Below are 22,174 nucleotides of genomic sequence, written 5' to 3'. Positions count from 1 at the left end.
GTCAGGATAGCCTTTCAATAGGAATAATCAAAGGTGAGCCATGCACTGAAGGCAGAACCTTCAAACGTGCTGCAGCATTAATAATTGCCGTATTTTCAACCGGATGGGTGATAACAGCCAGATAGGCTCTCTGGGCATCGGCATCATGCTGTGTGATATGATGAACAGAAACACCCTGGTCGCGTAGGACGGCAGAGATGTCAGCAATAACACCTGGAGTGTCATTGACAAGAAGCCGTATATAAAAAGCACCATAAAGTGATTTAAGAGACCGTACTTTTACAGGTGTACTTGTTGTCACGCGCCCCCAGAGGGAAAGATGATTTCCCCGTGCCAGATCTATAATATCGGCAATAACAGCCGTAGCGGTGGGGCCTTCACCTGCACCACGGCCGGAAATCGTCATGGAGCCACTGTAAGTGCCTTCCCACGTAAGGGCATTGAATACATCATTGACGTGAGCAAGCTTGGTATCATGGGCAATCAGACAAGGACGTACCCATGCTTCAATAGTTTCATCCTCGTCATGATATCTGACCATGCCCAGAAGTTTGATCCGGTAACCAAGTTTGCGGGCAAATTCCAGATCATGAGCCGTAATATGGCGGATACCCTCTACGATCAGACTGTCAAACTGGACAGGTTTGCACGCAATTCCGGCTAAAATGGCCAGTTTATGAGCGGTATCCCACCCATCAATATCGGTAGAAGGTTCAGCTTCAGCAAAGCCTTTTTCCTGAGCTTCCTTCAGGACGTCATCAAAATCACGCCCTGTTTTCTCCATGGTGGAAAGAATATAGTTGCACGTGCCATTCAAAATGCCGCCAACCATTTTAATGGTGTCGCCTGCCAGTCCCTCTCTCATCAGTTTGATAGCGGGAATGGCTCCAGCGACGGAGGCTTCAAAAAAGAGAGGCGTCTTATAAGACTGGCTTAGTTGTGACAGATAGTCGCCATGCAGGGCAATAAGCGCCTTATTTGCGGTAATGACGGGCTTGCGTGCTTTCAGAGCGGCTTCGACGAGCTTATAGGCCGTTCCTTCAGCGCCACCGATCAGTTCCAGAACACAGTCAACGTCCTGATCCTGCACCAGATCCAGCGGGTCATCGTACCAGCGAATTCCCTCAAGAGTGAGCCCACGGTCTTTATGGCGGTTTCGTGCGCTGACAGCGGTGACTGTCAGAGTGCGGCCTGTCCGGTCACTTAACAGAGCCGCCTCCTGCTGTAACTGGCGGATGACGCCCCCTCCTACAGTGCCGAGCCCCGCAATCCCTAAACGAAGTGGAGGAAAAGCGGTGTTAGTCTGAGCAAGGGAAGAGGAGGATGTCATCTTGATTACTCTTTCATTCTTTTTGATTTCAGGAGCGTTTGGGAGAGGTTTTGGGCTCGTTTGGTGTTACGCCATGTTTATTCATAAAACCTTTGATAGAGCGTATTGCCTGGCGCAAACGTTGGGTATTTTCAACCAGTCCCAGACGTACAAACCCGTCACCATATTCACCAAATCCCAATCCGGGAGCCACGGCTACTTTTGCCTCTTTCAAGAGCAGCTTGGAGAAATCCACACTTCCCATCTCAGCAAATTTGGGGGGAATAGGAGCCCAGGCAAACATGGAACCTTCCGGAGCAGGGACGTCCCATCCAGCACTATGGAGCCCCTGGATCAGAACGTCACGGCGTTCTTTATAAAGAGCGCGTATATCAGCGACGTAATCCTGAGGTCCGGTCAGGGCAGCGACGGCTGCAACCTGAATGGGGGTAAAGGCACCGTAATCAAGGTAGGATTTGATGCGCGTCAGGGCATGAATAAGCCGCGGATTCCCAGCCGCAAAACCAACACGCCAGCCAGCCATGGAATAGGTTTTGGACATGGAGGTAAATTCAACAGCAATGTCCTTGGCACCTGGAACGGCAAGCACTGAGGGAGGTGGCGTTTCACCAAAATAGATCTCAGCGTAAGCCAGATCAGACAGGATCCAGATATTTTCCCGCCGGGCAAAAGCAACGATTTCCTTATAAAAATCATAGCTTGCAACAAAAGCCGTGGGGTTGGAGGGGAAATTAAGAATAAGTGCGGTGGGCTTTGGTACAGAATGTTTTACGGCCCGGTACAAAGCACGCAGCATATCTTCATCCGGTGTCGCCGGGATAGAGCGGACAGAGGCCCCGGCAATAATAAAACCGAACTGATGAATCGGGTAGGAAGGATTAGGGACCAGAATGGTATCGCCGGGGCTGGTAATGGCTGATGCCAGGTTTGCCAGACCTTCTTTGGAGCCGATTGTGGCGACGATTTCGGTCTCTGGATCCAATGTTACGGAAAAACGTTTCTCATAATAGGAAGCCAGTGCCCGGCGCAGACCAGGGATGCCTCTGCTGACAGAATAACCGTGGACACGTGGATTCTGAATTGTTTCAGCCAGTTTTTTAATGACGTGAGCAGGCGGTGCGCTGTCAGGGTTCCCCATGCCAAGGTCGATAATATCCTCACCGGCGGCTCGGGCGGCGGCTTTGGCCTTATTGACTTCTGCAAAGACATAAGGGGGAAGACGGCGGATCCGGTGGAATTCTTCAGTCATGGGGAACTCTTCTGCTTACTCGAAATAAGCAATCATTAAGGTTTAGGATGCAGACGGGACAATCCAGGCCCGTCCGCCTGTCATGTTTCACTGCTTTGCATTACGAAGCAAGGGGGTATGTGCCGTAATCCTACCTATTTCTTAAAAGAATTTGCTGACAGAGGCTGAATTTGAACACGGGCGCCATCACCAATGGGTCTGGCCTGAAGAATAATATGCTCCGGGGATACCCCTTTCTGGCCAAGTTTCTGGGCAATGCTTTTGGCACGTAAAAGGCCCAGGGTGAGCTCCTGCTGCTGATCATCAGGCTGCAGGCCGGCATCTGCACTCAATGTGGTGCCAAAACCGGTGATAATGACACGGGCATTATGGCCGTCATAGGCAAGTTGTTCGAGTGTTTCTTCCTGGCCTGAATCAAGCTGATCGGTATCAGCGGCGAAACGGATCAGCGTTCCCGGAGGTTCCTTGGCGACGAAGTCAGGACGTATGGCTTCCTGCGAGGTGGGGACGTCAAAACCCCCAAACCCGATGGGCGCCGGAGGTGGAGCACCAATCGCAGGGAGGTCGCGTGGGGCATCATGGGAAATAGGGTGATATTTCAGTTCCGGAAGATCTGGGTCATCGGTCGAGCTTTTCCCACCCGCTATGGGGGTCGCTAATGGATGGATATCTGTTAGATCCGCTGTTCTGCTCGGCGCAGAAGAGCCTTTTGAGCTGCTTGAAGAGAGAATGCTGGAATTTTCCCCATGTCCCGGCGGCGGTGGAGGCGGTGCGGGTGACGTCGTCGGGAGTGGGCCGCTCGCTGCACTGAGGCGTTGGGCGTAATTACGGTGCTCCTGCAGATTTTCTGTCAAGGCAGTGCGATATTCCTGACTGGGGAAAGAAGGTTCATATTTAGGTGTTATATTAATATTGGGCATGGGTTTATCATGACCAGGCGGTGGGGGCCTGAGTTTATAAACCTCGCCTCCCATCAGACCGTGTGTCCAGTCTGTAACGGTCTGGTTGGCTGTGCGATGCTGACAGGCAGACAAGGCCAGCATGGAACTAAAAGCGCAAAGCAAACCCGTCAGCTTTGACCTCGCTGATTTTAAAATAAAGAAAGAGATCATGGTGCGTTACAGTCCATCAGAGCGACGTCAAAAATGACATGAATCAATGATTGATAGAGCAACAGGCTCTATTGAGAGGGAAGAAGCCACGATAAACATCTCTTCTTTTCCTCGCAAGCATCCCTGCGAGAAGGGAGGGGTTCAGCTAGCTTTGAGATTACATTATGTTTACAGAAAAGATGGTATATGAAAAAGCGAGCGCAGGATAAAACGATGATAGATGATAGACAATATCGTGATTCCAGAGTTACAGGCCAGAGAGCTGACCTGAAGTTTGATACGGCCTTTCCAGCCAGGGCGGCATTCCATCGTCTTGATGAGGAGGAACCGGCTGATCCTGACAGTTCTGACGACTCTGATAAAGACGCCCCCAAACCGTCTCCCGAGATGGAGGACCGCCTTTTCAAACAGAGGAAGGTTCTTATTTTCGGAGGGGTGAATGACCGGCTGGCAAAAGATGTGACAGCCCGTCTGCTGGCTCTGGCTGGCGACTCGGATAAGCCAATCGATATTTATGTCAATTCTCCCGGCGGACATGTGGAGAGTGGCGATACCATTCACGATATGATTCGCCTTGTTGATTCAATGGCGCCTATTACGATCATCGGGACAGGCTGGGTTGCTTCTGCCGGTGCCCTGATTTTTGCGGCAGGTCATCCGGAGCGCCGGTTATGTCTGCCCAATACACGCTTCCTGCTTCATCAGCCTATGGGTGGCGTGCGTGGTCCTGCGACTGATATTGATATTGAAGCGCGGGAAATCATCAAAATGCGTGAACGCCTTAACCGGATTTTTGCGCGTGAAACCGGTCAGAGTTATGAAAAAATTGCCCGTGATACGGACCGTAATTACTGGATGTCCGCTCAGGAAGCCGTGGAATATGGTCTGGTAAGCCGTATCATCAGTTCCGTAGCTGACCTCAGAAAATCTTCAGCTCCAAAGTAAGGAAAGGAGCACGCCGTGAGTGACGTGACAAACAAGACCGCTAAAAAAAGTCTCGCAGATATCTATTCGCACTTGCCCGACCAGCCTTCTGAAAAAACTTTGGCAGAGGCAGATTATCAGGCACGCCATTGGAGCAGCCCTGTCAAAGGCCCCCTGAAACCAGGAACCCATGAGCATAAAAAGGCCATGGCAGACATGTTCCGCGAAACATTCAATCCTTATAAGCCCTCTGTGATTGCCTGGCCTGACCTCGATCCGGAAACACTTCACCGGATCACCTCTTTGCCGATCTGGGATATTGCTGTCCAGACTGAAGGCAAAGCGCGTCTGCGCATGGCCGCTTACGCAGAAATGCTGGAAGATCCAGACATTAAAGATGCGATTTCACGCAATGCTTGGGAAGAAAACCGCCATAAGGAAGTTCTGGCCCGTATGGTCGAGCACTATAAAATCCCTATGGCGCCGGAAACAGCCTATATAGAACCCAGAGATACAGAATGGGCTTATCTGGTGACAGGTTTTTCAGAGTGCTGGGACAGCTTCTTTGCTTTTGGTCTGTTTGCCCTGGCAGAAAAAGCCGGTCTCTTCCCGATGGAGCTGATTGAGACCTTCGAGCCTGTGATGCAGGAGGAATGTCGCCATATTCTGCTTTTCGCCAACTGGCTTGCCTATCATCGTGCGGTTATGCCTTTCTGGAAGCGGCCATGGTTTGAGCTGCGTGTGATTGCTGTGCTTTTCTTCCTGCTTTATGAGCGTCTGGATCTTGTGCGCACAATTGATGATAAAGGTGTTGAGCACACGCAGGATAATAATTTCACGGTAACCGGTGCCAAAAGCATGACAGAGCAGGATATCGATTTTGTTGAATTGATGAAGCTGTGTCTGAGAGAAAATGACCGACGCTTTGCAGGGTATGATTCACGGCTTGTTCGTCCGCAGATGGCACCTTTTGCAGCACGTGTGGCTGTGAAAGCGGTAACGTTCTGGCGCAAATTGCGTGGGGAAAAACCAGCCCCTTCAGCTGATACAGTGCCAGCACATAGCTGAAATTTTCTGATCTGGTTCTAAAAAGAAAAACCCCGCTTCTCTCTAAAATAGAAGCGGGGTTTTTTAGTCAGAAAAGCGAGTAATGAATTAATCTTCCAGAGGAAGTTCGGAAGAACTTCCTTCGGCGTCCTCTTCTGTTTCTCCAGAAAGAAGTGAATGGGCCAGTATTCCCGCATCAGCGCGGATACGCTGCTCAATCGCATCTGCGATTTCGGGATGTTCGCGTAAATATTGTTTGACGTTCTCGCGTCCCTGGCCAATGCGCGTACTGTCATAAGAGTACCAGGCGCCCGATTTTTCCACGATATTGGCTTTTACCCCAAGATCGAGAAGCTCACCAAGCTTGCTGATCCCTTCTCCATACATAATGTCGAATTCGACCTGACGGAAAGGAGGCGCCATTTTGTTTTTGACGACTTTGACGCGTGTCTGGTTCCCGACGACTTCGTCTTTATTTTTGATAGAACCGATTCGCCGGATATCAAGACGCACTGAGGAATAGAACTTCAGGGCGTTGCCGCCTGTCGTGGTCTCGGGATTGCCGAACATGACCCCGATTTTCATGCGGATCTGGTTTAAGAAAACAACCATGGTGTTGGACCGTGAGACCGTCCCCGTCAATTTACGGAGTGCCTGACTCATCAGGCGCGCATGGAGCCCGACATGACTGTCACCCATATCGCCTTCAAGCTCAGCACGAGGGACGAGTGCCGCGACGGAATCTACGACGAGCACGTCAATGGCGCCGGAACGGACAAGTGTATCCGCAATTTCAAGAGCCTGCTCTCCGGCATCTGGCTGGCTGAGCAGTAATTCCTCAATATTGACACCAAGTTTGCGGGCATAAATTGGGTCGAGGGCATGTTCCGCATCAATAAAGGCGACGGTGCCGCCCTTTTTCTGGGCCTCAGCGAGGATATGAAGCGCCAGGGTCGTTTTCCCTGAACTTTCAGGACCGTAAATTTCAATGATACGGCCACGTGGCAGACCGCCAATGCCCAACCCGATATCAAGGCCGATCGAGCCGGTTGAAATAACCTCAACCTGTTCAATAGGGCGCTGACCAAGTCGCATGACTGATCCTTTGCCAAAAGCACGTTCAATCTGGCTTAAGGCGCCTTCCAGAGCTTTGTTTTTGTCCATGTGATCCTCATATTAACAGAAGGCAGATCATGCCTGTTCGCAAGAGAGAGCGGTCGCGTCTTATCCCCAGATAGGTCAGGCATTATCTGGAAAAGGGAATAAAGGCTCCCATATATGGGAACCTGTTATCACCTTTCAAGAATAGTCGCCTTAATCAGGTTGTTTTGTCCATGTGCTGAGCCCATTTCCATGGGGGTCTGTAACGCCTGCACACCGTCCATCTTTACAGACAATTGCATTTAAGCGGGTTGTATCGGACGCAGAGAATGTTTTTCCCTGAATCAGCCTGTCGATGCTGTCAGCAACATCCTGTGAGGCATGATTTAAGCCGGAAGAAGCGATGATCGCTCTTACCTTACGGTCGGTCGTCTGTACGGTAGCCGCTGTCAAAAGTGGTTTCGGGTAATTCCGTGGGGACGCTGCGAGAACGACGCCCGTCGTGCCGGCGACACGGCCTGTCCCGAAGAGGTTATAGTTGGTGAGCGAACAAGCAACGACCAGGCCCGCGTGATCTCTTACGGTAAAACTCGTAGAGGCCGGCAAGGGAGGGAGCGGTGTCGGGCTGGTGTGATTTTGCTCAATAAAGCTGCGTGCTTCTTTAACACTATTCAACCCAGACTGGCGCCATGCCTGGACAGCCTGCTCTGCCGGGACATGATATTTGAGTGCCATAAGCGTGCCGATACCACCATCAGCCGGTGGAGGAAGAACGGCCGCACGGTAGCCTTTCTCATAAACATAAAGAGCCGCACTATCTACCGGCAAAGCTTTGCGTAAATCTTCACGCATCAGACCGGCACCGGCTTTTTCTGACTGGTCAATAAAGACCTGTGCCAAGGCACCATTATAAAGGTCACCAACGCCAACAAGCTTCAGGCGGGACAGGAAGGAAGCCAGCCTCGTCTGGACCAGCTGATCACCAACCCCGACGATTGTGTCACCTTCTTTGCCGAAAACGGCCAGGGCAGCGCTATCGTCAAGGAGAGGACCTTTCACAACGGCAAGGTCATCGGCCAGAGGCTTGCTGACGGTAATGCCCTGTTGCGCAAGATTAATGGCAGGATCAAGTGTTTCGCCAAACTGGACAGCCCCATAATGCAGCTGGAGGAGGTAAAGACCACGTGCCATCATCGGTACGCCGGCAGGACGGTCCCCTGCGCCGCTGCCAGCTTGTGGCAGGAAGGTTACAGCATGTGGCTCCACCTGACCGGGATGGCTGATAAGACAGGCACCCCCACCGCCCAGAGAGGCACGGGAAGGGAGTGTGACACCCAGGGCAAAAGCGGTTGCCGTGGCAGCATCGGCAGCATTGCCCCCACGGGCAAGGATATTCCGCCCGACCAGAGCGGCCTGGGGTTCATCAGCGACAACAATCCCGCCACCACCGGGAGGGGTATCAGGATGGATGCCTTCGAGCACGTGCACGTCCGGCGCGCTGCATCCGCTGAAAATAAGACCGGAGGCAATAGCGGTCAGAAGCAGAGCCTGTTTGCGAAATTTTCCGACCAGAAAAGATTTCCAACCAGCATGCGTGGCTGAACGGAAGGACTGAATGAGAGGCAGGCTTTTATGCTGGGCCACGGGGGCGTTTCTCCAGTTTCTGATTCAAGACGGAATACAGGTGGTTCAATAAGGGCGCGACTATGCCGAGACTCAAGTCCTCGTAACATAACATGATGAAAGAGTATCGAGAAAGAGGCTGAAATGGTATAGGCTGTTTTTTACTATTAAAGTGGTTTCTTCCCTGTCAGGCTGTGGAGGGATTTTTATTTCTGGACTGCCTGCTATCCTGATTTAACGGAGACTTCGTGTGAAACGCCTGACTTCCTTTTCAGTTTTAAGCGCTCTTTCTGCCGCTCTATTTGGTGGAACGTCCTACGCGGCACAGACGCAATCTCATCATTTTACGCAACAGGAACGTGCCGAGATTGTGCAGATTATCCATGATGCCCTGAAAGATGACCCACAAATTCTGGTGGATGCTCTCCAGTCTTTGCGCCAGAAGGCCGCAGCGCAGAGCCAGACTCAAAGCCTCAAAAGCGTCCAGGCTCATTATTCAGCGTTGGAAACCTCACCTGCCTATGCTGTCAAAGGGAATCCGCACGGAAAAGTGACCGTTATCGAATTTCTGGATCCCAGATGTGGGTACTGCCGGAGTATGATGCCTGCTCTGGATAAATTCCTTAAACGTCATCCGGACGTCAGATTGATTGAAAAAGTGGTTCCGGTTCTGGGGCCTGACAGTTTATTGGATTCCCAGGCGATTTTTGCAGCCGCCATGCAGGGTCATTATGAAGAGATGCGTCTGGCTCTGATGCATGATACAGCGAAGCCTGATCAGGAAAAGATTGAGTCTTTTGCCAGAAAACAGGGTCTTGATCTCGATAAATTCCGCAAAGATATGAAGGGCCCCGCTGTTCAGGCATTGATTGCCATCAATGTGGGGCAGGCCCAATCTATCGGGCTCAGTGGCACGCCTACGTTTGTTTTTGGGCAGTCTGCCGTGATTCCAGGGGCGATCAGTCTTGAGGATATGGAAAAGATTCTGGGGGAGATAAAGTAGTTTTGAAAACATTTGGGGATCTGATCAGGGCTGCTCATGAAGGGAGTATTCCTGCCCTGATTATGGGTATTCTTAATGTCACACCCGATTCATTTTCGGATGGCGGACAATTTTATAAGCCGGAAGACGCCTCTCATCACGCTGATTTATTGGTCAAGGAAGGCGCAGACCTTATTGATTGCGGGGCGGAATCAACCAGGCCAGGTTATAGTCCTGTCAGTGCAGAGGAAGAGTGGCATCGTCTGGAACCCGTTGTGACCTCTCTTGTTTCCAGAGGAATTTACCTTTCAATTGACACGATGAAGGCAGAGATTGCCCATAAAGCCCTGAAGGCAGGGGCTGTGATGATCAATGATGTATGGGGCCTGCATCGTGACCCGGATATGGCCTCAACAATTGCGGATTATGATGCTTATGGCGTGCTTATGCATAATCGCGATGTGATTGATCCGACCCTTGATCTGAAAGCTGATTTCCGGCGTTTTTTTGATATTTCACTTGAAAAGGCGCATTTTGCCGGTATGGCCCGTGAGAAAATCGTGCTGGATCCTGGTGTCGGGTTCGGAAAGACCCACGAACAGAATCTTGAAGCGATCCAGCTCATAGCGTGGTTAAGGGAGGAATATCAGCTTCCCGTACTTTTAGGGTTGTCGCGCAAGTCCCTTTTTGGTCATTTTCTGGGGCGTCCGAAAGATGAGCGTCTGGCAGCGACAATTACAGCCAATCTTTATGGCGTCAATGAAGGTGCGACGATTATTCGCGTGCATGACGTAAAGGCACATAAAGATGCCATTTTATTTGATTCTATGCTCCGGGGTAAATCGTGATTGAGCCTTCCTTGACGCGTATTTCTGTGCGTGACCTCTGTTTATTTGCCCATCATGGTGTCCTGCCTGAAGAGACCCGCCTCGGGCAGCGCTTTTTTATCAATATGGATGTCTGGGCGGATATTGATGAAGCTGTTCGTCACGATAATTACACGCAGGCGGTCTGCTACAGTGAGCTCTGTAAAATCGCTACGGAAATCAGTCAGCACGCCAATTTCCAGCTGATAGAGACGTTGGCTGATCATATCGCTTCATCTGTGTTGAAACATTATGAACAGGTCGTTGAAGTCCATATCGAGATTCGCAAGCCGTCGGCTCCTCTGCCTTATACCGTCAGGGAAGTGGCGGTTGAGGTTACAAAAAAACGGGTGGAGACGATTGGTCTGGCTTTAGGGGCTAATATCGGAGAGCGGGAGGCAACACTGAAGGCGGCACTTGATCTCCTGGCCCGCTCCGAGTCTGTTCAGATTGATCGTGTTTCTGCCCTTTATGACAGTGCTCCCTGGGGAGTTGAGGACCAACCACCTTTTGTAAATCTCTGCCTTGTTGGAAAGACGAGTCTAAGCCCTGCAGCCTTATTGAGATTGTGCAAGGAAACGGAATCTCTTTTAGGGAGGATGCCGGGGCGGCATTGGGGGGAGCGGGCTCTGGATATAGATGTTCTCTTTTATGGACAGAAAAAAGTAAACACAGCCGTCCTGACTTTGCCTCACCCTCGCATTTTTGAACGTGCATTTGTGCTGGAACCGCTTTATGAGCTGGTTCCGGAATTAACACTTTCCGGGCGTTCCATAAAGGAAGCTTTAGCGCATCTCCCCCGTATGGAAGGGGATGTTGTTCGACGTTGCCAGACATCATTTTGGGGCTTAGAGGATTCCTATGTCAGTTAAAGACCTGTCATCTTCATCAAACGCAGAGGGGAAAGCGGGGGCACTTATATGCCCTGCCGATGCCCAGGAACGTATTGCTCATGCTGTACATGACATATTGGTCGCCCTGGGCGAGGAACCTGAGCGTGAAGGGTTAAGAGAAACGCCTCAGCGTGTCGCAAAAATGTTTCTGGAAGTTTTTTCAGGTCTCTATGAGGACCCGCAGGAGCATCTTAAAAAGCAGTTCAGCTCTGACAATCATAGCGGTGCGGTAATTGTAAAGGATATCCGTTTCCAATCCACATGTGAGCATCATTTACTGCCTGTCTATGGTGTGGCCCATGTGGCTTATCTGCCCGATGGTGGCCGTTTGACGGGGTTGAGCAAGCTTGCGCGTGTCGTGGAAGGATATGCCCGCCGCCCCCAGCTTCAGGAACGTCTGACCGATCAGATCGTACAGGCGATGGTCAATGTCCTGGCCCCTAAAGCTGTCCTGGTTGTGATAGAGGGAGAGCATATGTGTATGAGCTTGCGTGGTGTCCGCTCTCCCGGTTCCAAAACAGTGACAAGCAAGGCCTATGGTCTATGGGCGGAAGATGCCCAGGCCAGACAGGAAATCCTGTCTCTTATGAAGCTTTCATAAAAGACGGCCCTGATGTGATGACCACCAATTATGGTGGTCAGGCGCTTTAATAACCGCCTTTTTCAGGAGTCACCTCTTCCAGCAGACCTCTGGCAACATCTTCATCTGTTATGAGTGAGGTTATAACTCTGCTTTTAAGAGCGGCCCGAATGGCATCTAATTTTGAAAGCCCACCGGCGATGGCGATTACTTCGGGAATTTTCTGGAGCATTTCATAGGAAATTCCGAGAGTGCGGTGCTCCAACGTTGTATGGAGCGGCTTGCCCTGACGGTCTATGGGAATAGCGCAGAATTCACAGGCCATACCAGCCCGAGTGAGTTCCTGACGGTCAGGTTCGGAGAGAGTCTCATAGATTTGTGACCCTTCAATGCTGCAATTGCCAATTGCGACGACGGCGACCGTAATGTCAGGCCAGTGTGACATGGCATTTTGAATGGCTGGCTCTTTCTGAAGGCGCAGAAGCGTCTCATGATCTGAAACAATGAGAGGGGCATAAATCGGATCAGCCTCTCCCCGGGACGTGGACGCAAATTTACGGATAATATCCAGATTATTGGTTCCAATTGTGCCGGCAATGCCTGTCATCTGTACAATACGGCAGGGCGGGAGAGTGCGTATTTTCTGGGCTGTTTCCTCAAGTGTGCGCCCCCAGGCGAGTCCCAATATATCATTTTCCGTTATAATCTCTTCCAGAAATTCAGCGGCCATTTGCCCCAAAGTTTCGCGGAGGGTGAGGGGGTCGGAAAATGTCCCGGAAAGCACAATTGCGTGTTTAAGGCTGTATTTCTGTCTCAGCTGTTCTGAGAGGGATGTCTCCAGAGAGGTACTGGGCGTAATTTCAATTCGAACAATGCCTTCAGTCAAGCAGGCTTCAAGGATGCGGGCCACCTTGAACCTGGACAAATCATGACATGCGGCAATTTCAATTTTGCTCATGCCTTCAAGATAATATTGGCGTGCAATGGTAACGGCCTGCACGCGTTCAGCTGGTCCCATTCAAATAAATCCTTTCATATATGGGATAAGAGGTCTTCATATCACATATGAGCGAGATGCCTTACATATGAGCAAAGTACGGTCTAAGGTTTTCTTCCAGTTACAGAAAATTTTGAGTCTCTCCAGAGCTATTGGCCAGAGCTATTTAATGGAAGGGAAATTCAGATGGTACAAACAGTCTCTGACGAAGTAATCTTAACACATTCTTCTGATACGAAGTCCAATAAAGCGATCCTCCTTTTTGTTGTTATTGTTTCTGCTTTGGGGGGTGTCCTTTTTGGTTATGATACGGGTATTATTTCATCTGCCTTATTATCCATCAGTGCAGATTTTCATTTAAGTGATTTTGGCAAGGAACTTGTCACAAGTTCCATTCTTATCGGCGGTATGGTTGGGGCTCTGGGGAGTGGTCCTGTTTCAGACCGGATAGGGCGCAAGAAGACCGTTCTGACTGTTGCGTTTCTGTTTATTATCGGGGCGATCAGCACCAGTATGGCTCCAGACGCTTTAATGCTGGTTATAACGCGTTTTCTTCTGGGCATAGCTGTTGGGGCCATCACACAGATCATGCCCGTTTATATTGCTGAGTTAGTACCCGCCGCCCGGCGAGGCGGGATGGTTGTGCTGTTTCAGGTCATGATTGCCGGTGGAGAGGTTGTCTCTTATCTGGTTGGTTACGGGTTGCATGGTCACTGGCGCATGATGTTTTTCCTGGCATCACTACCGGGGCTGGTTCTGTTTCTGGGGATGCTTCTCCTTCCTGAAAGTCCCCGCTGGCTTGTGACACAACACAGAAAAGACGCGGCTTTTTCTGTCCTTGCCCGTCTGCGCGGGAGCGAACCCCAGGCCCGGAAAGAAGTGATGCGGATTGAAGAGGTGAACCGCGAAACAAGGGGAACCTGGTCAGACTTAAAGAAACCCTGGGTCAAACCGGCGTTGATTGCCGCTGTCGGAGTGTCAGCTTTCTGTCAGCTGACGGGAATCAATGCTGTCCTTTATTATGCACCGACCATTTTGACCCAGTCAGGTTTTGGTGACTCGGCAGCCCTGATTGCTACGATCGGCGTTGGTGTTGTGCTTCTGGTGATGAATTTGATTGGAACGGTTCTGGTTGATAGCTGGGGCAGAAGACGCCTGATGCTGGTTATGATCCCGCTTTCAATTGTGGCTTTATTCGTTTTAGGCGCTGCGATGCTAGGCGGGCATCCGACGGGGGCTGCCAAGTGGGTTATTGTTGTCTCCATGTTTGCTTACATGGCTTTTAATGGCGGCAGCCTGTCAGTCGTGATCTGGCTTTTAAATTCGGAGGTTTTTCCTCTCTCAGTGCGTGGAATGGGGACAGGCCTTGGTGCTGTTGCCATGTGGGTTTCAGATTTCATTGTCAGTTTTACAGCCTTGAGTCTGATCACATGGATCGGTGCTTCCGGCGTGTTCTGGCTTTATGGTGTGATCTCCATTCTGGCCCTGATTTTCGTTTATTATTATGTGCCTGAGACAAAGGGGAAAACTCTTGAAGAGATTGAGACCTCTCTGAAGGAAGGACGCTTTTCGCCTTACGCGGCTCATAAAAATCATCACTAAATTGGATATCATTCTGGCTTAGGCTTAAGAGAAAGAAAATTATATGGCTCTTATTGTCGGTGTCGATAGTTCAACCCAGTCATGTAAGGTGGAGCTGCGAGAGCTTGAAACTGGCCGGTTAATGGGGCGCGGATCAGCGCCTCATTCGCCAGCTCATGCCCCCTGTAGTGAGCAGGACCCCCATGAATGGTGGCATGCTTTTGAGAAGGCCCTTCATGGCGCTATAGAAGCGTCCGGTCAGAACCGGCGGGATATAGTGGCGATTTCTGTTGGGGCACAATGTCACGGGATGGTGGCTCTTGATGAGCAAAACCAGGTGATCCGTCCTGCCAAATTGTGGAACGACACGCAAAGTGCTCCGCAACTTCAGAAATTACGGGATAAAATCGGGGCTCAAGCCTGGATTGAAACAGTCGGTTCTCTGCCTACGGCGGCGTTTACTATCGGGAAGATTGCCTGGCTGGCGGAGAATGAACCGGAGAATTTTGCCCGCTTAAGGCGTATCTGTCTTCCTCATGACTGGTTGACCTTCAGGCTTTGCGGGCGTCATGTGACAGATCGTTCCGATGCCTCAGGTACAGGATATTGGAGCGCTCGGGAAAATCGTTACGTTCTGGAATATCTTGCCCTGATTGATCCTGATCGTGACTGGGCAGCGATGTTGCCAGAGGTTCTGGGGCCGGAAGACTGTGCTGGAACCATCACAGCTGAAACGGCAGACGCTCTTAATTTACGCCCGGACGTTCTTATTGGCCCTGGAGGGGGAGATCAACACACCGCAGCTTTGGGGCTGGCTGTGGAACCGGGTGATGTCGTTTATACCATCGCGACATCAGGTGTTGTTTTCACAGCGTCTCTGGAGCCGGTTTTTGATAAAACCGGCCTGGTCAATGGGGTTGCTGACTGTGCGGGAGGGTTTGCTCCCCTTATATCAACGCTGAATGCGGCGCGTGTGACGGATTGGATGGCGTCCTTACTGAATGTCACGCATGAAGAATTAAGCCGCATGGCTCTGGAAGCAAGTCCTCTTTCAGCCCCTTCCTTTGTGACGTTTCTGGATGGGGAACGTACGCCAAATCGCCCGATTGCCCATGGGATGATGGCGGGCCTGACCTCTTACACGTCCCGTGCTGATCTGGCTCGTGCAGCGTATGAAGGGGTTTTGTCGGCCTTGTTCAGGGGTGAAATGCTTATGAATAAGGCAGGAATCCACACCGATCAGCGGGTTCTCATCACAGGCGGGGGAGGGCGTTCCCCTGCTTACAGGCAAATTCTTGCAGATTTTACCGGGCGTGACGTTTTTATGGCTGACCCGGTAGATGCCGATGAAGCCACAGCGCGTGGAGCGGCCATTCAGGCAGCCTCAATTGTTAAAAAGATTCCGGTTACGCAGATGAGACGTCACTGGGCGCCACGATTTGATCATGCTGCATCTCCCTCCTCAAATGCGTCCTGCCGGGATGAACTCATGAAACGTTACATGGTGGCTGCTGACTGGACGGGCTTTGATGGAATGATGACATGAAAGAAAGCCCGGAAATCTCTTTAAATGATTCGTTTGTAAAGAAAGTTCAGGCTTTCCCCGGAGTGTCATTGAGTGGAAGCCTCTATGCTGTTCCGCATGACCAGAGAACGCTCATGGCGCGTGACTTATCGCGGGCAAAAGTGATTTTGCATGCGGATATTTTTGCTGATGAAACTCAGGGGATAACCCTTGGAGAGATTCAGACGCTGGGTCAGGACTCTGAGAACGTTATCGATGTTCATCTTTTAACCGCGGGAGCGCTTCATTTTCTGGATAGGCTTTGTCAGCTTAAGGTCAGAAAGATTATTTTCCCTTTTGAAGGGGTGCGGGATCCCGCGGCCATTATCCAGACAATACGTAAGGCGGGAAAAGAACCGTGGTTAGCGGTTTCGCCTGAGACCTCTCTTATTTCCTGCAAGGCTTTTCTACCTCTTCTTGAAGGGGTGTTGATTATGCTGATTCCACCCGGGACAAAACAGCAGGCCGATTGGGCGCTGCTTGCAAAGGTCCATGAAGCGTCTCTCCATGGTCTGACTGTTGGTGTGGATGGAGGAGTGACAGAGGACCGTCTGGCTTCCGTCATTGCGGCTGGAGCGACCGACCTTGTGATAGGTCGCTCTCTTTTTAATCGTGTTTCTTCAATTTTGTGAGGGTTTTATGTTTAAAACATGTGAATCAATCCCTTCTAAAATGAGAGCCTCTGTTCTGACAGGGCCGCAGAAAATACAGCTTGAGGAACGCCCTGTTCCTGTGCCTGATGATGATCAGGTCCTCATTAAAGTCAGTGCGGTAAGCGTTTGTGGCTCTGACGTTCATTATTATCAACATGGACGGATTGGCGACTTTATCGTCAAAAAACCCCTCGTACTGGGCCATGAGGTTTCAGGTCGTATTGTGGGTGTTGGGCGCAATGTGTCAGAGAGCCGGCTGGGGCAGCGCGTTGCGATTGAACCACAACGGGCTTGTGGCACCTGCTTTCAGTGCCGGGCAGGGCGCTATAATCTCTGCCCCCATATGGAGTTTTATGCCACACCACCGATCGATGGTGCTTTCCAGGACTATGTGACGATACAGGATTCTTTTGCCCACCCGATTTCCGATAAGGTATCAGATGAGGAAGGGGCGTTGCTGGAACCTCTGTCAGTGGGGATCTGGGCCTGTCGTAAAGCACATATTGTGCCGGGATCGCGTGTCCTGATTGCCGGGGCCGGCCCGATTGGCACCCTGACTGTGCAGGCAGCTCGTGCCTTTGGTGCGGCAGAGATTATTGTTTCAGACCTGCAACCGGAACGCCGTGAAAAAATCATGCATTATGGGGCGACGAGGACCATAGATCCTGCCAGGGAGAGTGTTGCTGAATTAGGCGTTGATGCCTTTATTGACTGTTCCGGTTCCCCCAAAGCTGTGCAGTCTGGCATTTTTGCTGTGCGCGGTGCTGGATATGTCGTGCTTGTCGGGATGGGGGGCGATGAGATGATGCTGCCTGTTTCCACCATTCAGGTGAGGGAAATCAGTTTGACAGGTGTTTTCCGCTATACAGATACGTGGCCATTAGCAGCCCATCTTGTTGCCTCAAAACAGGTTGATCTGGCCTCTATGGTGACAGCGCGCTTTGACCTGGAACATGTTGAGGACGCGTTAAAAGAGTCGCAGAAACCGACCTCAACCAAAGTGATCGTGACTTTATGAAAGAGACTGTGACAATCCGGAGTGTCGCCGCGCTTTATGATGAATTGTCCGGCGTGATGTCTCATGTAAACCCGGAACAATTCTCTCAGGCTCTGGCTTTGTTGGAAGTTCCCGGCCGCCGCTGGTTTTTTACAGGGCAGGGGCGTTCAGGGCTTGTCGCTCAGATGGCGGCGATGCGCTTTATGCATTTAGGCTATGAATCTCATATGGTGGGGGAGGCAACGGCCCCCTCCATCAGGGAAGATGATGGCCTTCTCATTATTTCCGGCTCGGGAGAAACACCGGTTACGCGGCATTTTGCCCGATTGGCACGAGCAGAAGGGGCAATCGTGTTAGTTCTCACACGTGAGGCTGAAAGCACTCTGGCTCACATGGCGGATCTCCTGATTGAGATCCCAGTAAAGGAGAGCTGCCAGTTTGGGGGCAGTCTTTTTGAGCAGGCTTCTTTGCTGACGCTTGACGGGCTTGTGCTGGCATTAACGAGGCAGGACCCGGCTATGTATGCTGCAATGAGCGAGCGCCATACAAATTTGCAGTAAGGCAGAGCCCTAAAAGTCTGAAATTGTGTCGTCGGCCCTGTTCCACCAATGGCAGTCTGCTGACGGGTCGGAACCGGGGAGATAGGCAAGAGGATCCCCGGAGAGGCGTACAGCGTTGGTCGGGGTTTCACGGAGTTCAAGGCCCTGCAAAGCAAGCTTATCGCCTTGTTCACGTAGAAACGCATTCAGTTTTGCCATGAGCAGAGCAGCCATGATTTCTGTTGTAGGGTCGCCGGGCGTGACGATGATGCGGTCAAGTCTTTGTGGTTCATTTTGTTGGAACCAGTCCAGCAGAGGATCAGAGTCAGAAAGCTGGAAAGCGTGGTCAATCCGTTCATCAATAAAGCGGTGCCAGCGCCCTTTTGCCTCGGCAAAGGGGAGAAGCATATTGCTATGGCCGTCGAGACGCTTATGCGTATTATTCTTACCAGCCCCGAGTGTAACCGTTACATATTCATTATGTCCGTGCGGGGTGGCGCAACGTTCACTACATCCTGAAATCAGACGATGAGCCATGCTGAAGCGTCTGGTAAAAACGAGTTCGGGATGAGGTCCGTTTATCATAAACTCTCCTGATAACGACGCCAGCCTTCCGCACGGAGTTGACAGGCAGGGCAGTCTCCACAACCATATCCCCACTCATGATTGTGCGTGCGGTCCCCTTTATAGCATGAATGGCTGTCCCGGCGGATAATTTCCACCAGTTCATGGCCTCCAATCTGATCACAAACTTGCCAGGTCTGGGCCTTGTCCAGCCACATAAGAGGCGTGTGCAGAACAAAACGCTGATCCATACCGAGGTTAAGGGCAACCTGTAATGCCTTGATCGTATCATCCCGGCAATCGGGATAACCGGAGTAATCAGTTTCGCACACGCCGGTAATGATATGTTTCAGACCACGCCTGTAAGCCAGAGCAGCGGCAAAGGTCAGGAAAATAAGGTTGCGCCCGGGAACAAAAGTCGAAGGGAGTCCGTTCTCATTGAGATTAATCTCTGTCTCTCGCGTGAGAGAGGTTTCTGACAGAGCGCCAAGACTTGCGAGGTCGATCATGTGATCTTCCCCGAGTTTCTGCACCGCTCCCGGGAGTAATGCGCTTATCTCACGTCTCAGCGTGTCACGACATTCCAGTTCTATGGCGTGGCGCTGGCCATAGGCAAAACCAACGGTTTCAACATGTTCAAACCGGGTCAAGGCCCATGCAAGACAGCTCGCTGAATCCTGACCACCTGAAAATAAGACCAGGGCTTTATGATTTGCAGAACGAGCTGAGTCTGTCATGGGATGCCGATCAGTTTGTGGGTTTGCAGGCTGAGCCGCCATTGGGGATGCGCCTGACAATAGCGTACAGCACGTGAGGTTGCCTCTGCACGTTGCGGGCCATCTTTGGGTTGAAGCCAGAAATGCGAAAAATCAAGCTGTTCGAAAAGAGAGGGAGGCAGGTCTTTTTGCGGATAAACCAGCTTTAATTCTGACCCCGTCATCTGCACGAGAGGCAGGCCGGGTTTCGGGCTGACGCACAACCAGTCTATCCCTTCAGGGGCTCTGATCGTACCGTTCGTTTCCACTGCGACTGTAAAGCCATAGGCCTTTATGGCCCGGATAAGGAGGGTATCAAGCTGGAGGAGGGGTTCCCCTCCCGTAAAAACGACGTAACGCTCTGTGGAAGAGGAGGATTCGCATTCCCAGCAATGATTGATGGCCCTGGCGAGAGACGAGGCCGTTTCAAATCGGCCGCCCCCTGGCCCATCAATTCCGATAAAATCAGTATCACAAAACGAGCAAGAGGCCCGGGCGCGATCTTCCTCACGGCCGGACCAGAGATTGCATCCGGTAAAGCGGCAGAAAATTGCAGCACGGCCAGTATGAGCGCCCTCTCCTTGCAGAGTGGCGAATATTTCCTTCACAGCATAAGACATAGATCTGAGATGTCGTCGAGTCTGTTATCAGATGCAAGAAATTTTTTATCTTTATGGGAAATTAAAGAGCGCATATTCGCGGAAATGCGGTGTCTGGTTCCAAGGTCACAGCGAAAAATTCTAGGGCTTTTTTTTATGATTTCTGCAGCCACCTCAATGATAAGGTGGCGCGAGTGACGGGGCTCGAACCCGCGACCTCCGGCGTGACAGGCCGGCGCTCTAACCAACTGAGCTACACCCGCTTTGTAACAATCTCATTTTCAGAGAGTGTGTCCCTTAGTGGGTGGCGTTCATCTAACAGTCCCTTAAGTGTCTGGCAAGAGGGAAAATGTATTTTTTAAATTTTTCTGATCTTTCTCTTAAGAACTGATTTGATGATTTATTAATTTTTTTTATTTTATGATAGTTACTGATAGGTAATACCTTTAATTATGATGAGGGATATCAATTTTTTCTCTCAGTTGGAAGTAGGGTAGCCTTAAACCGTATCATAATAAAAACCTGAAGGAGATACTCATGAAAAAGAGTTTTATGTCCTTACTTTCCTTTCCTTTACTCATGTCAACAGCATTAGCCGGGACGTCCATGGCGCCCTCAACTCATACCCCCATGATTCGGCAGGATTCAGGGGCCATAACAATTGATAACCAGAATTCCAAAACGGCCGGACAGGACGGCCCTGTGGTTCTGGAAGATTTTGCTCTTATTGAAAAAATAGCTCATTTTGATCATGAACGTATTCCCGAGCGCGTCGTGCATGCGCGCGGCGTAGGGGCTCATGGTTATTTTGTTTCCAATGGCGCTTTCACTGAGTTCTCAAAAGCGGCTGTGTTTAAAGATGGTGTGAAAACGCCGACCTTTGTCCGTTTCTCCACGGTTATGAATTACCGTGGCTCTCCTGAAGCGGCGCGGGACCCACGCGGTTTTGCGACGAAATTCTACACAAGCGAGGGAAACTGGGATCTGGTCGGTATTAATCTGCCGGTTTTCTTTATCCGTGATGCCATCAAATTCCCGGATTTCGTCCATGCTCTGAAGCCTGATCCTGTAACCAATATGCAGGATATGAATAACCAGTTTGATTTCTTCTCCAATGCGCCAGAGTCAGTGCATATGCTGACCTATATTTACTCTGACAAATACGGGATGCCGATTAATTACCGTCATATGGACGGTCAGGGCGTTCATGCTTTCCGCGTTATTAACGCCAAAGGTGAGACGCATTTTGTAAAATTTCACTGGGTCAGCCAGCAGGGTGTTAAAGGGATGGACCTGAAAGCCACTCATGCCGCTGACACAAATTATGCGACAAAAGACCTCTATCAGGCCATTGGGGAAGGTAATTTCCCGAAATGGGATCTTTATGTGCAGGTTCTGACACCGAAAGAAGCCGCTGCCCTGCCATATGATGCCTTTGATGCTACAAAGGAATGGATGGGTGTGCCTGAAAAGAAAATCGGCACGATGGAACTCAACAGAATGCCGGATAATTTCTTTCAGGATACGGAACAGGCAGCCTTCTCACCCGGGGTCATGGTACCTGGCATTGAGCCCTCACCAGACAAAATGCTTCAGGGGCGCCTGTTTTCCTATTCTGATACCCAGCGCTACAGATTGGGTGTGAATTATCAGGACTTGCCGATTAACCGCCCGCATGTTGAGATAAAGAACAGCCATCAGGACGGGATTATGAGCATCCGTCCCCGGAAAGGGCACGTTAATTACCAGCCAACGAGCCGCTATGATGACCCGGGTGCTACAATTGACGAGACAAACCCAGGAATGGGCATTATACGCGCTGAAGCCCCGCAGAGTGACCCGAATAATCTTAGTCGCTACCCGGTTTCAGGAGTGGTGTTGAAACAGGCCATTCATCCTACAGATGATTTTGCACAGACGGGGCAGGTGTATCGTAATCTTTCTCCCTATGAGCAAGGGGAAGTGGTGTATAATCTGGCAAGTGACATGAAGATGATCAAAAGTCATGAAACCCAGGTGCGCTTTACGTCTTACATTTATCGTTCCGATAAAACCTATGGTGAGCGTCTGGCAAAAGCCCTGAATCTGGATGTCAGTGAAGTGGCCAGGGCAGCGGACCATATTCCAGAGACTCAGGTGCAGTAATCTGATTTATATAAAAGCGCCCCTTCCTTTTTATAAAGAGGGGGCGTTTTTCTTTGTTTATGAGAAAGGAGTG

Annotated in this window: 21 protein-coding genes and 1 tRNA gene; 12 read left to right on the top strand and 10 right to left on the bottom strand. The window is 50.8% G+C overall.

Translation table 11 applies throughout. The features are described from left to right. Position 1: 1 nt before the first annotated feature. The 3 genes from ACSYSY_RS08465 to ACSYSY_RS08455 all read right to left on the bottom strand — a co-directional run bounded on the left by ACSYSY_RS08465 (position 2) and on the right by ACSYSY_RS08455 (position 3,691). Positions 2 to 1,330, bottom strand: coding sequence for a homoserine dehydrogenase (locus ACSYSY_RS08465; protein ID WP_491707125.1), 1,329 nt, complete (start codon positions 1,328 to 1,330; stop codon positions 2 to 4). A 28-nt stretch (positions 1,331 to 1,358) separates the two neighbouring features. Continuing rightward, positions 1,359 to 2,579 (bottom strand): LL-diaminopimelate aminotransferase, encoded by a 1,221-nt coding sequence (locus ACSYSY_RS08460; protein ID WP_491707124.1) that lies wholly within the window; start codon positions 2,577 to 2,579, stop codon positions 1,359 to 1,361. Positions 2,580 to 2,713: 134 nt separating this feature from the next. After that, positions 2,714 to 3,691, bottom strand: coding sequence for a hypothetical protein (locus ACSYSY_RS08455; protein WP_491707123.1), 978 nt, complete (start codon positions 3,689 to 3,691; stop codon positions 2,714 to 2,716). 213 nt (positions 3,692 to 3,904) lie between these two features. Between ACSYSY_RS08455 and ACSYSY_RS08450 the strand changes: the two genes are divergently transcribed. Both ACSYSY_RS08450 and ACSYSY_RS08445 read left to right on the top strand, forming a co-directional pair. Next, positions 3,905 to 4,636, top strand: coding sequence for an ATP-dependent Clp protease proteolytic subunit (locus ACSYSY_RS08450; RefSeq protein WP_491708261.1), 732 nt, complete (start codon positions 3,905 to 3,907; stop codon positions 4,634 to 4,636). A gap of 15 nt (positions 4,637 to 4,651) precedes the next feature. After that, a complete protein-coding gene (locus tag ACSYSY_RS08445) occupies positions 4,652 to 5,683 on the top strand; it encodes a ferritin-like domain-containing protein (protein ID WP_491707122.1) in 1,032 nt (343 codons plus the stop codon). A gap of 87 nt (positions 5,684 to 5,770) precedes the next feature. On the opposite strand, the gene recA is transcribed toward ACSYSY_RS08445, so the two are convergent. Together recA and ACSYSY_RS08435 are read right to left on the bottom strand one after the other, a co-directional pair. Next, positions 5,771 to 6,826 carry a recombinase RecA gene (recA, locus tag ACSYSY_RS08440; RefSeq protein ID WP_491707121.1) on the bottom strand — a complete coding sequence of 352 codons (1,056 nt, stop codon included), beginning with the start codon at positions 6,824 to 6,826 and terminating at the stop codon, positions 5,771 to 5,773. A gap of 150 nt (positions 6,827 to 6,976) precedes the next feature. Further along, positions 6,977 to 8,407 (bottom strand): gamma-glutamyltransferase, encoded by a 1,431-nt coding sequence (locus tag ACSYSY_RS08435; RefSeq protein ID WP_491707120.1) that lies wholly within the window; start codon positions 8,405 to 8,407, stop codon positions 6,977 to 6,979. Between the two features lie 229 nt (positions 8,408 to 8,636). On the opposite strand from ACSYSY_RS08435, the gene ACSYSY_RS08430 reads away from it, so the two are divergent. The 4 genes from ACSYSY_RS08430 to folE are packed head-to-tail and all read left to right on the top strand — an operon-like array spanning position 8,637 to position 11,728. Continuing rightward, positions 8,637 to 9,389: a DsbA family protein gene (locus tag ACSYSY_RS08430; protein WP_491707119.1), complete on the top strand. Its 753-nt coding sequence runs from the start codon at positions 8,637 to 8,639 to the stop codon at positions 9,387 to 9,389. 2 nt (positions 9,390 to 9,391) lie between these two features. Continuing rightward, positions 9,392 to 10,216, top strand: coding sequence for a dihydropteroate synthase (gene folP / locus ACSYSY_RS08425; RefSeq protein ID WP_491707118.1), 825 nt, complete (start codon positions 9,392 to 9,394; stop codon positions 10,214 to 10,216). Further along, the gene (gene folK, locus ACSYSY_RS08420) at positions 10,213 to 11,106 is read left to right on the top strand and encodes a 2-amino-4-hydroxy-6-hydroxymethyldihydropteridine diphosphokinase (protein ID WP_491707117.1); all 894 of its coding nucleotides are present in this window, start codon (positions 10,213 to 10,215) and stop codon (positions 11,104 to 11,106) included. Before folP ends, folK begins: the two co-directional genes overlap by 4 nt. After that, positions 11,096 to 11,728: a GTP cyclohydrolase I FolE gene (gene folE, locus ACSYSY_RS08415; protein ID WP_491707116.1), complete on the top strand. Its 633-nt coding sequence runs from the start codon at positions 11,096 to 11,098 to the stop codon at positions 11,726 to 11,728. The genes folK and folE overlap by 11 nt, the downstream gene beginning before the upstream one ends. 46 nt (positions 11,729 to 11,774) lie before the next feature. On the opposite strand, the gene ACSYSY_RS08410 is transcribed toward folE, so the two are convergent. After that, on the bottom strand, positions 11,775 to 12,725 hold the full coding sequence (locus ACSYSY_RS08410; RefSeq protein ID WP_491707115.1) for a sugar-binding transcriptional regulator: 951 nt from the start codon (positions 12,723 to 12,725) through the stop codon (positions 11,775 to 11,777). Between the two features lie 165 nt (positions 12,726 to 12,890). On the opposite strand from ACSYSY_RS08410, the gene ACSYSY_RS08405 reads away from it, so the two are divergent. The 5 genes from ACSYSY_RS08405 to ACSYSY_RS08385 are packed head-to-tail and all read left to right on the top strand — an operon-like array spanning position 12,891 to position 18,059. Beyond that, positions 12,891 to 14,306 (top strand): sugar porter family MFS transporter, encoded by a 1,416-nt coding sequence (locus tag ACSYSY_RS08405; protein WP_491707114.1) that lies wholly within the window; start codon positions 12,891 to 12,893, stop codon positions 14,304 to 14,306. A gap of 43 nt (positions 14,307 to 14,349) precedes the next feature. Beyond that, positions 14,350 to 15,831 carry a xylulokinase gene (xylB, locus tag ACSYSY_RS08400; RefSeq protein WP_491707113.1) on the top strand — a complete coding sequence of 494 codons (1,482 nt, stop codon included), beginning with the start codon at positions 14,350 to 14,352 and terminating at the stop codon, positions 15,829 to 15,831. Continuing rightward, a complete protein-coding gene (locus tag ACSYSY_RS08395; RefSeq protein ID WP_491707112.1) occupies positions 15,828 to 16,481 on the top strand; it encodes a beta/alpha barrel domain-containing protein in 654 nt (217 codons plus the stop codon). The genes xylB and ACSYSY_RS08395 overlap by 4 nt, the downstream gene beginning before the upstream one ends. Positions 16,482 to 16,488: 7 nt before the next feature. Further along, positions 16,489 to 17,520, top strand: a complete 1,032-nt coding sequence (locus ACSYSY_RS08390; RefSeq protein WP_491707111.1) for an NAD(P)-dependent alcohol dehydrogenase — start codon at positions 16,489 to 16,491, stop codon at positions 17,518 to 17,520. Continuing rightward, positions 17,517 to 18,059 (top strand): SIS domain-containing protein, encoded by a 543-nt coding sequence (locus tag ACSYSY_RS08385; RefSeq protein ID WP_491707110.1) that lies wholly within the window; start codon positions 17,517 to 17,519, stop codon positions 18,057 to 18,059. Before ACSYSY_RS08390 ends, ACSYSY_RS08385 begins: the two co-directional genes overlap by 4 nt. A 9-nt stretch (positions 18,060 to 18,068) precedes the next feature. Here the strand turns inward: ACSYSY_RS08385 and ACSYSY_RS08380 are convergent, their stop codons facing one another. The 4 genes from ACSYSY_RS08380 to ACSYSY_RS08365 all read right to left on the bottom strand — a co-directional run bounded on the left by ACSYSY_RS08380 (position 18,069) and on the right by ACSYSY_RS08365 (position 20,219). Further along, a complete protein-coding gene (locus tag ACSYSY_RS08380) occupies positions 18,069 to 18,623 on the bottom strand; it encodes a 6-pyruvoyl trahydropterin synthase family protein (protein ID WP_491707109.1) in 555 nt (184 codons plus the stop codon). Further along, the gene (queC, locus tag ACSYSY_RS08375; protein WP_491708260.1) at positions 18,620 to 19,339 is read right to left on the bottom strand and encodes a 7-cyano-7-deazaguanine synthase QueC; all 720 of its coding nucleotides are present in this window, start codon (positions 19,337 to 19,339) and stop codon (positions 18,620 to 18,622) included. The genes ACSYSY_RS08380 and queC overlap by 4 nt, the downstream gene beginning before the upstream one ends. Then, positions 19,336 to 19,977 (bottom strand): 7-carboxy-7-deazaguanine synthase, encoded by a 642-nt coding sequence (gene queE / locus ACSYSY_RS08370; RefSeq protein WP_491707108.1) that lies wholly within the window; start codon positions 19,975 to 19,977, stop codon positions 19,336 to 19,338. The genes queC and queE overlap by 4 nt, the downstream gene beginning before the upstream one ends. Before the next feature lie 165 nt (positions 19,978 to 20,142). Continuing rightward, positions 20,143 to 20,219 (bottom strand) — tRNA-Asp (locus ACSYSY_RS08365). Positions 20,220 to 20,493: 274 nt separating this feature from the next. Here ACSYSY_RS08365 and ACSYSY_RS08360 point away from each other — a divergent pair. Continuing rightward, positions 20,494 to 22,101 (top strand): catalase, encoded by a 1,608-nt coding sequence (locus ACSYSY_RS08360; RefSeq protein ID WP_491707107.1) that lies wholly within the window; start codon positions 20,494 to 20,496, stop codon positions 22,099 to 22,101. Positions 22,102 to 22,174 lie beyond the last annotated feature (73 nt).

The organism is Aristophania sp. ESL1100 (assembly GCF_058511235.1).
This window is presented reverse-complemented; position numbering and strand designations above follow the sequence as displayed.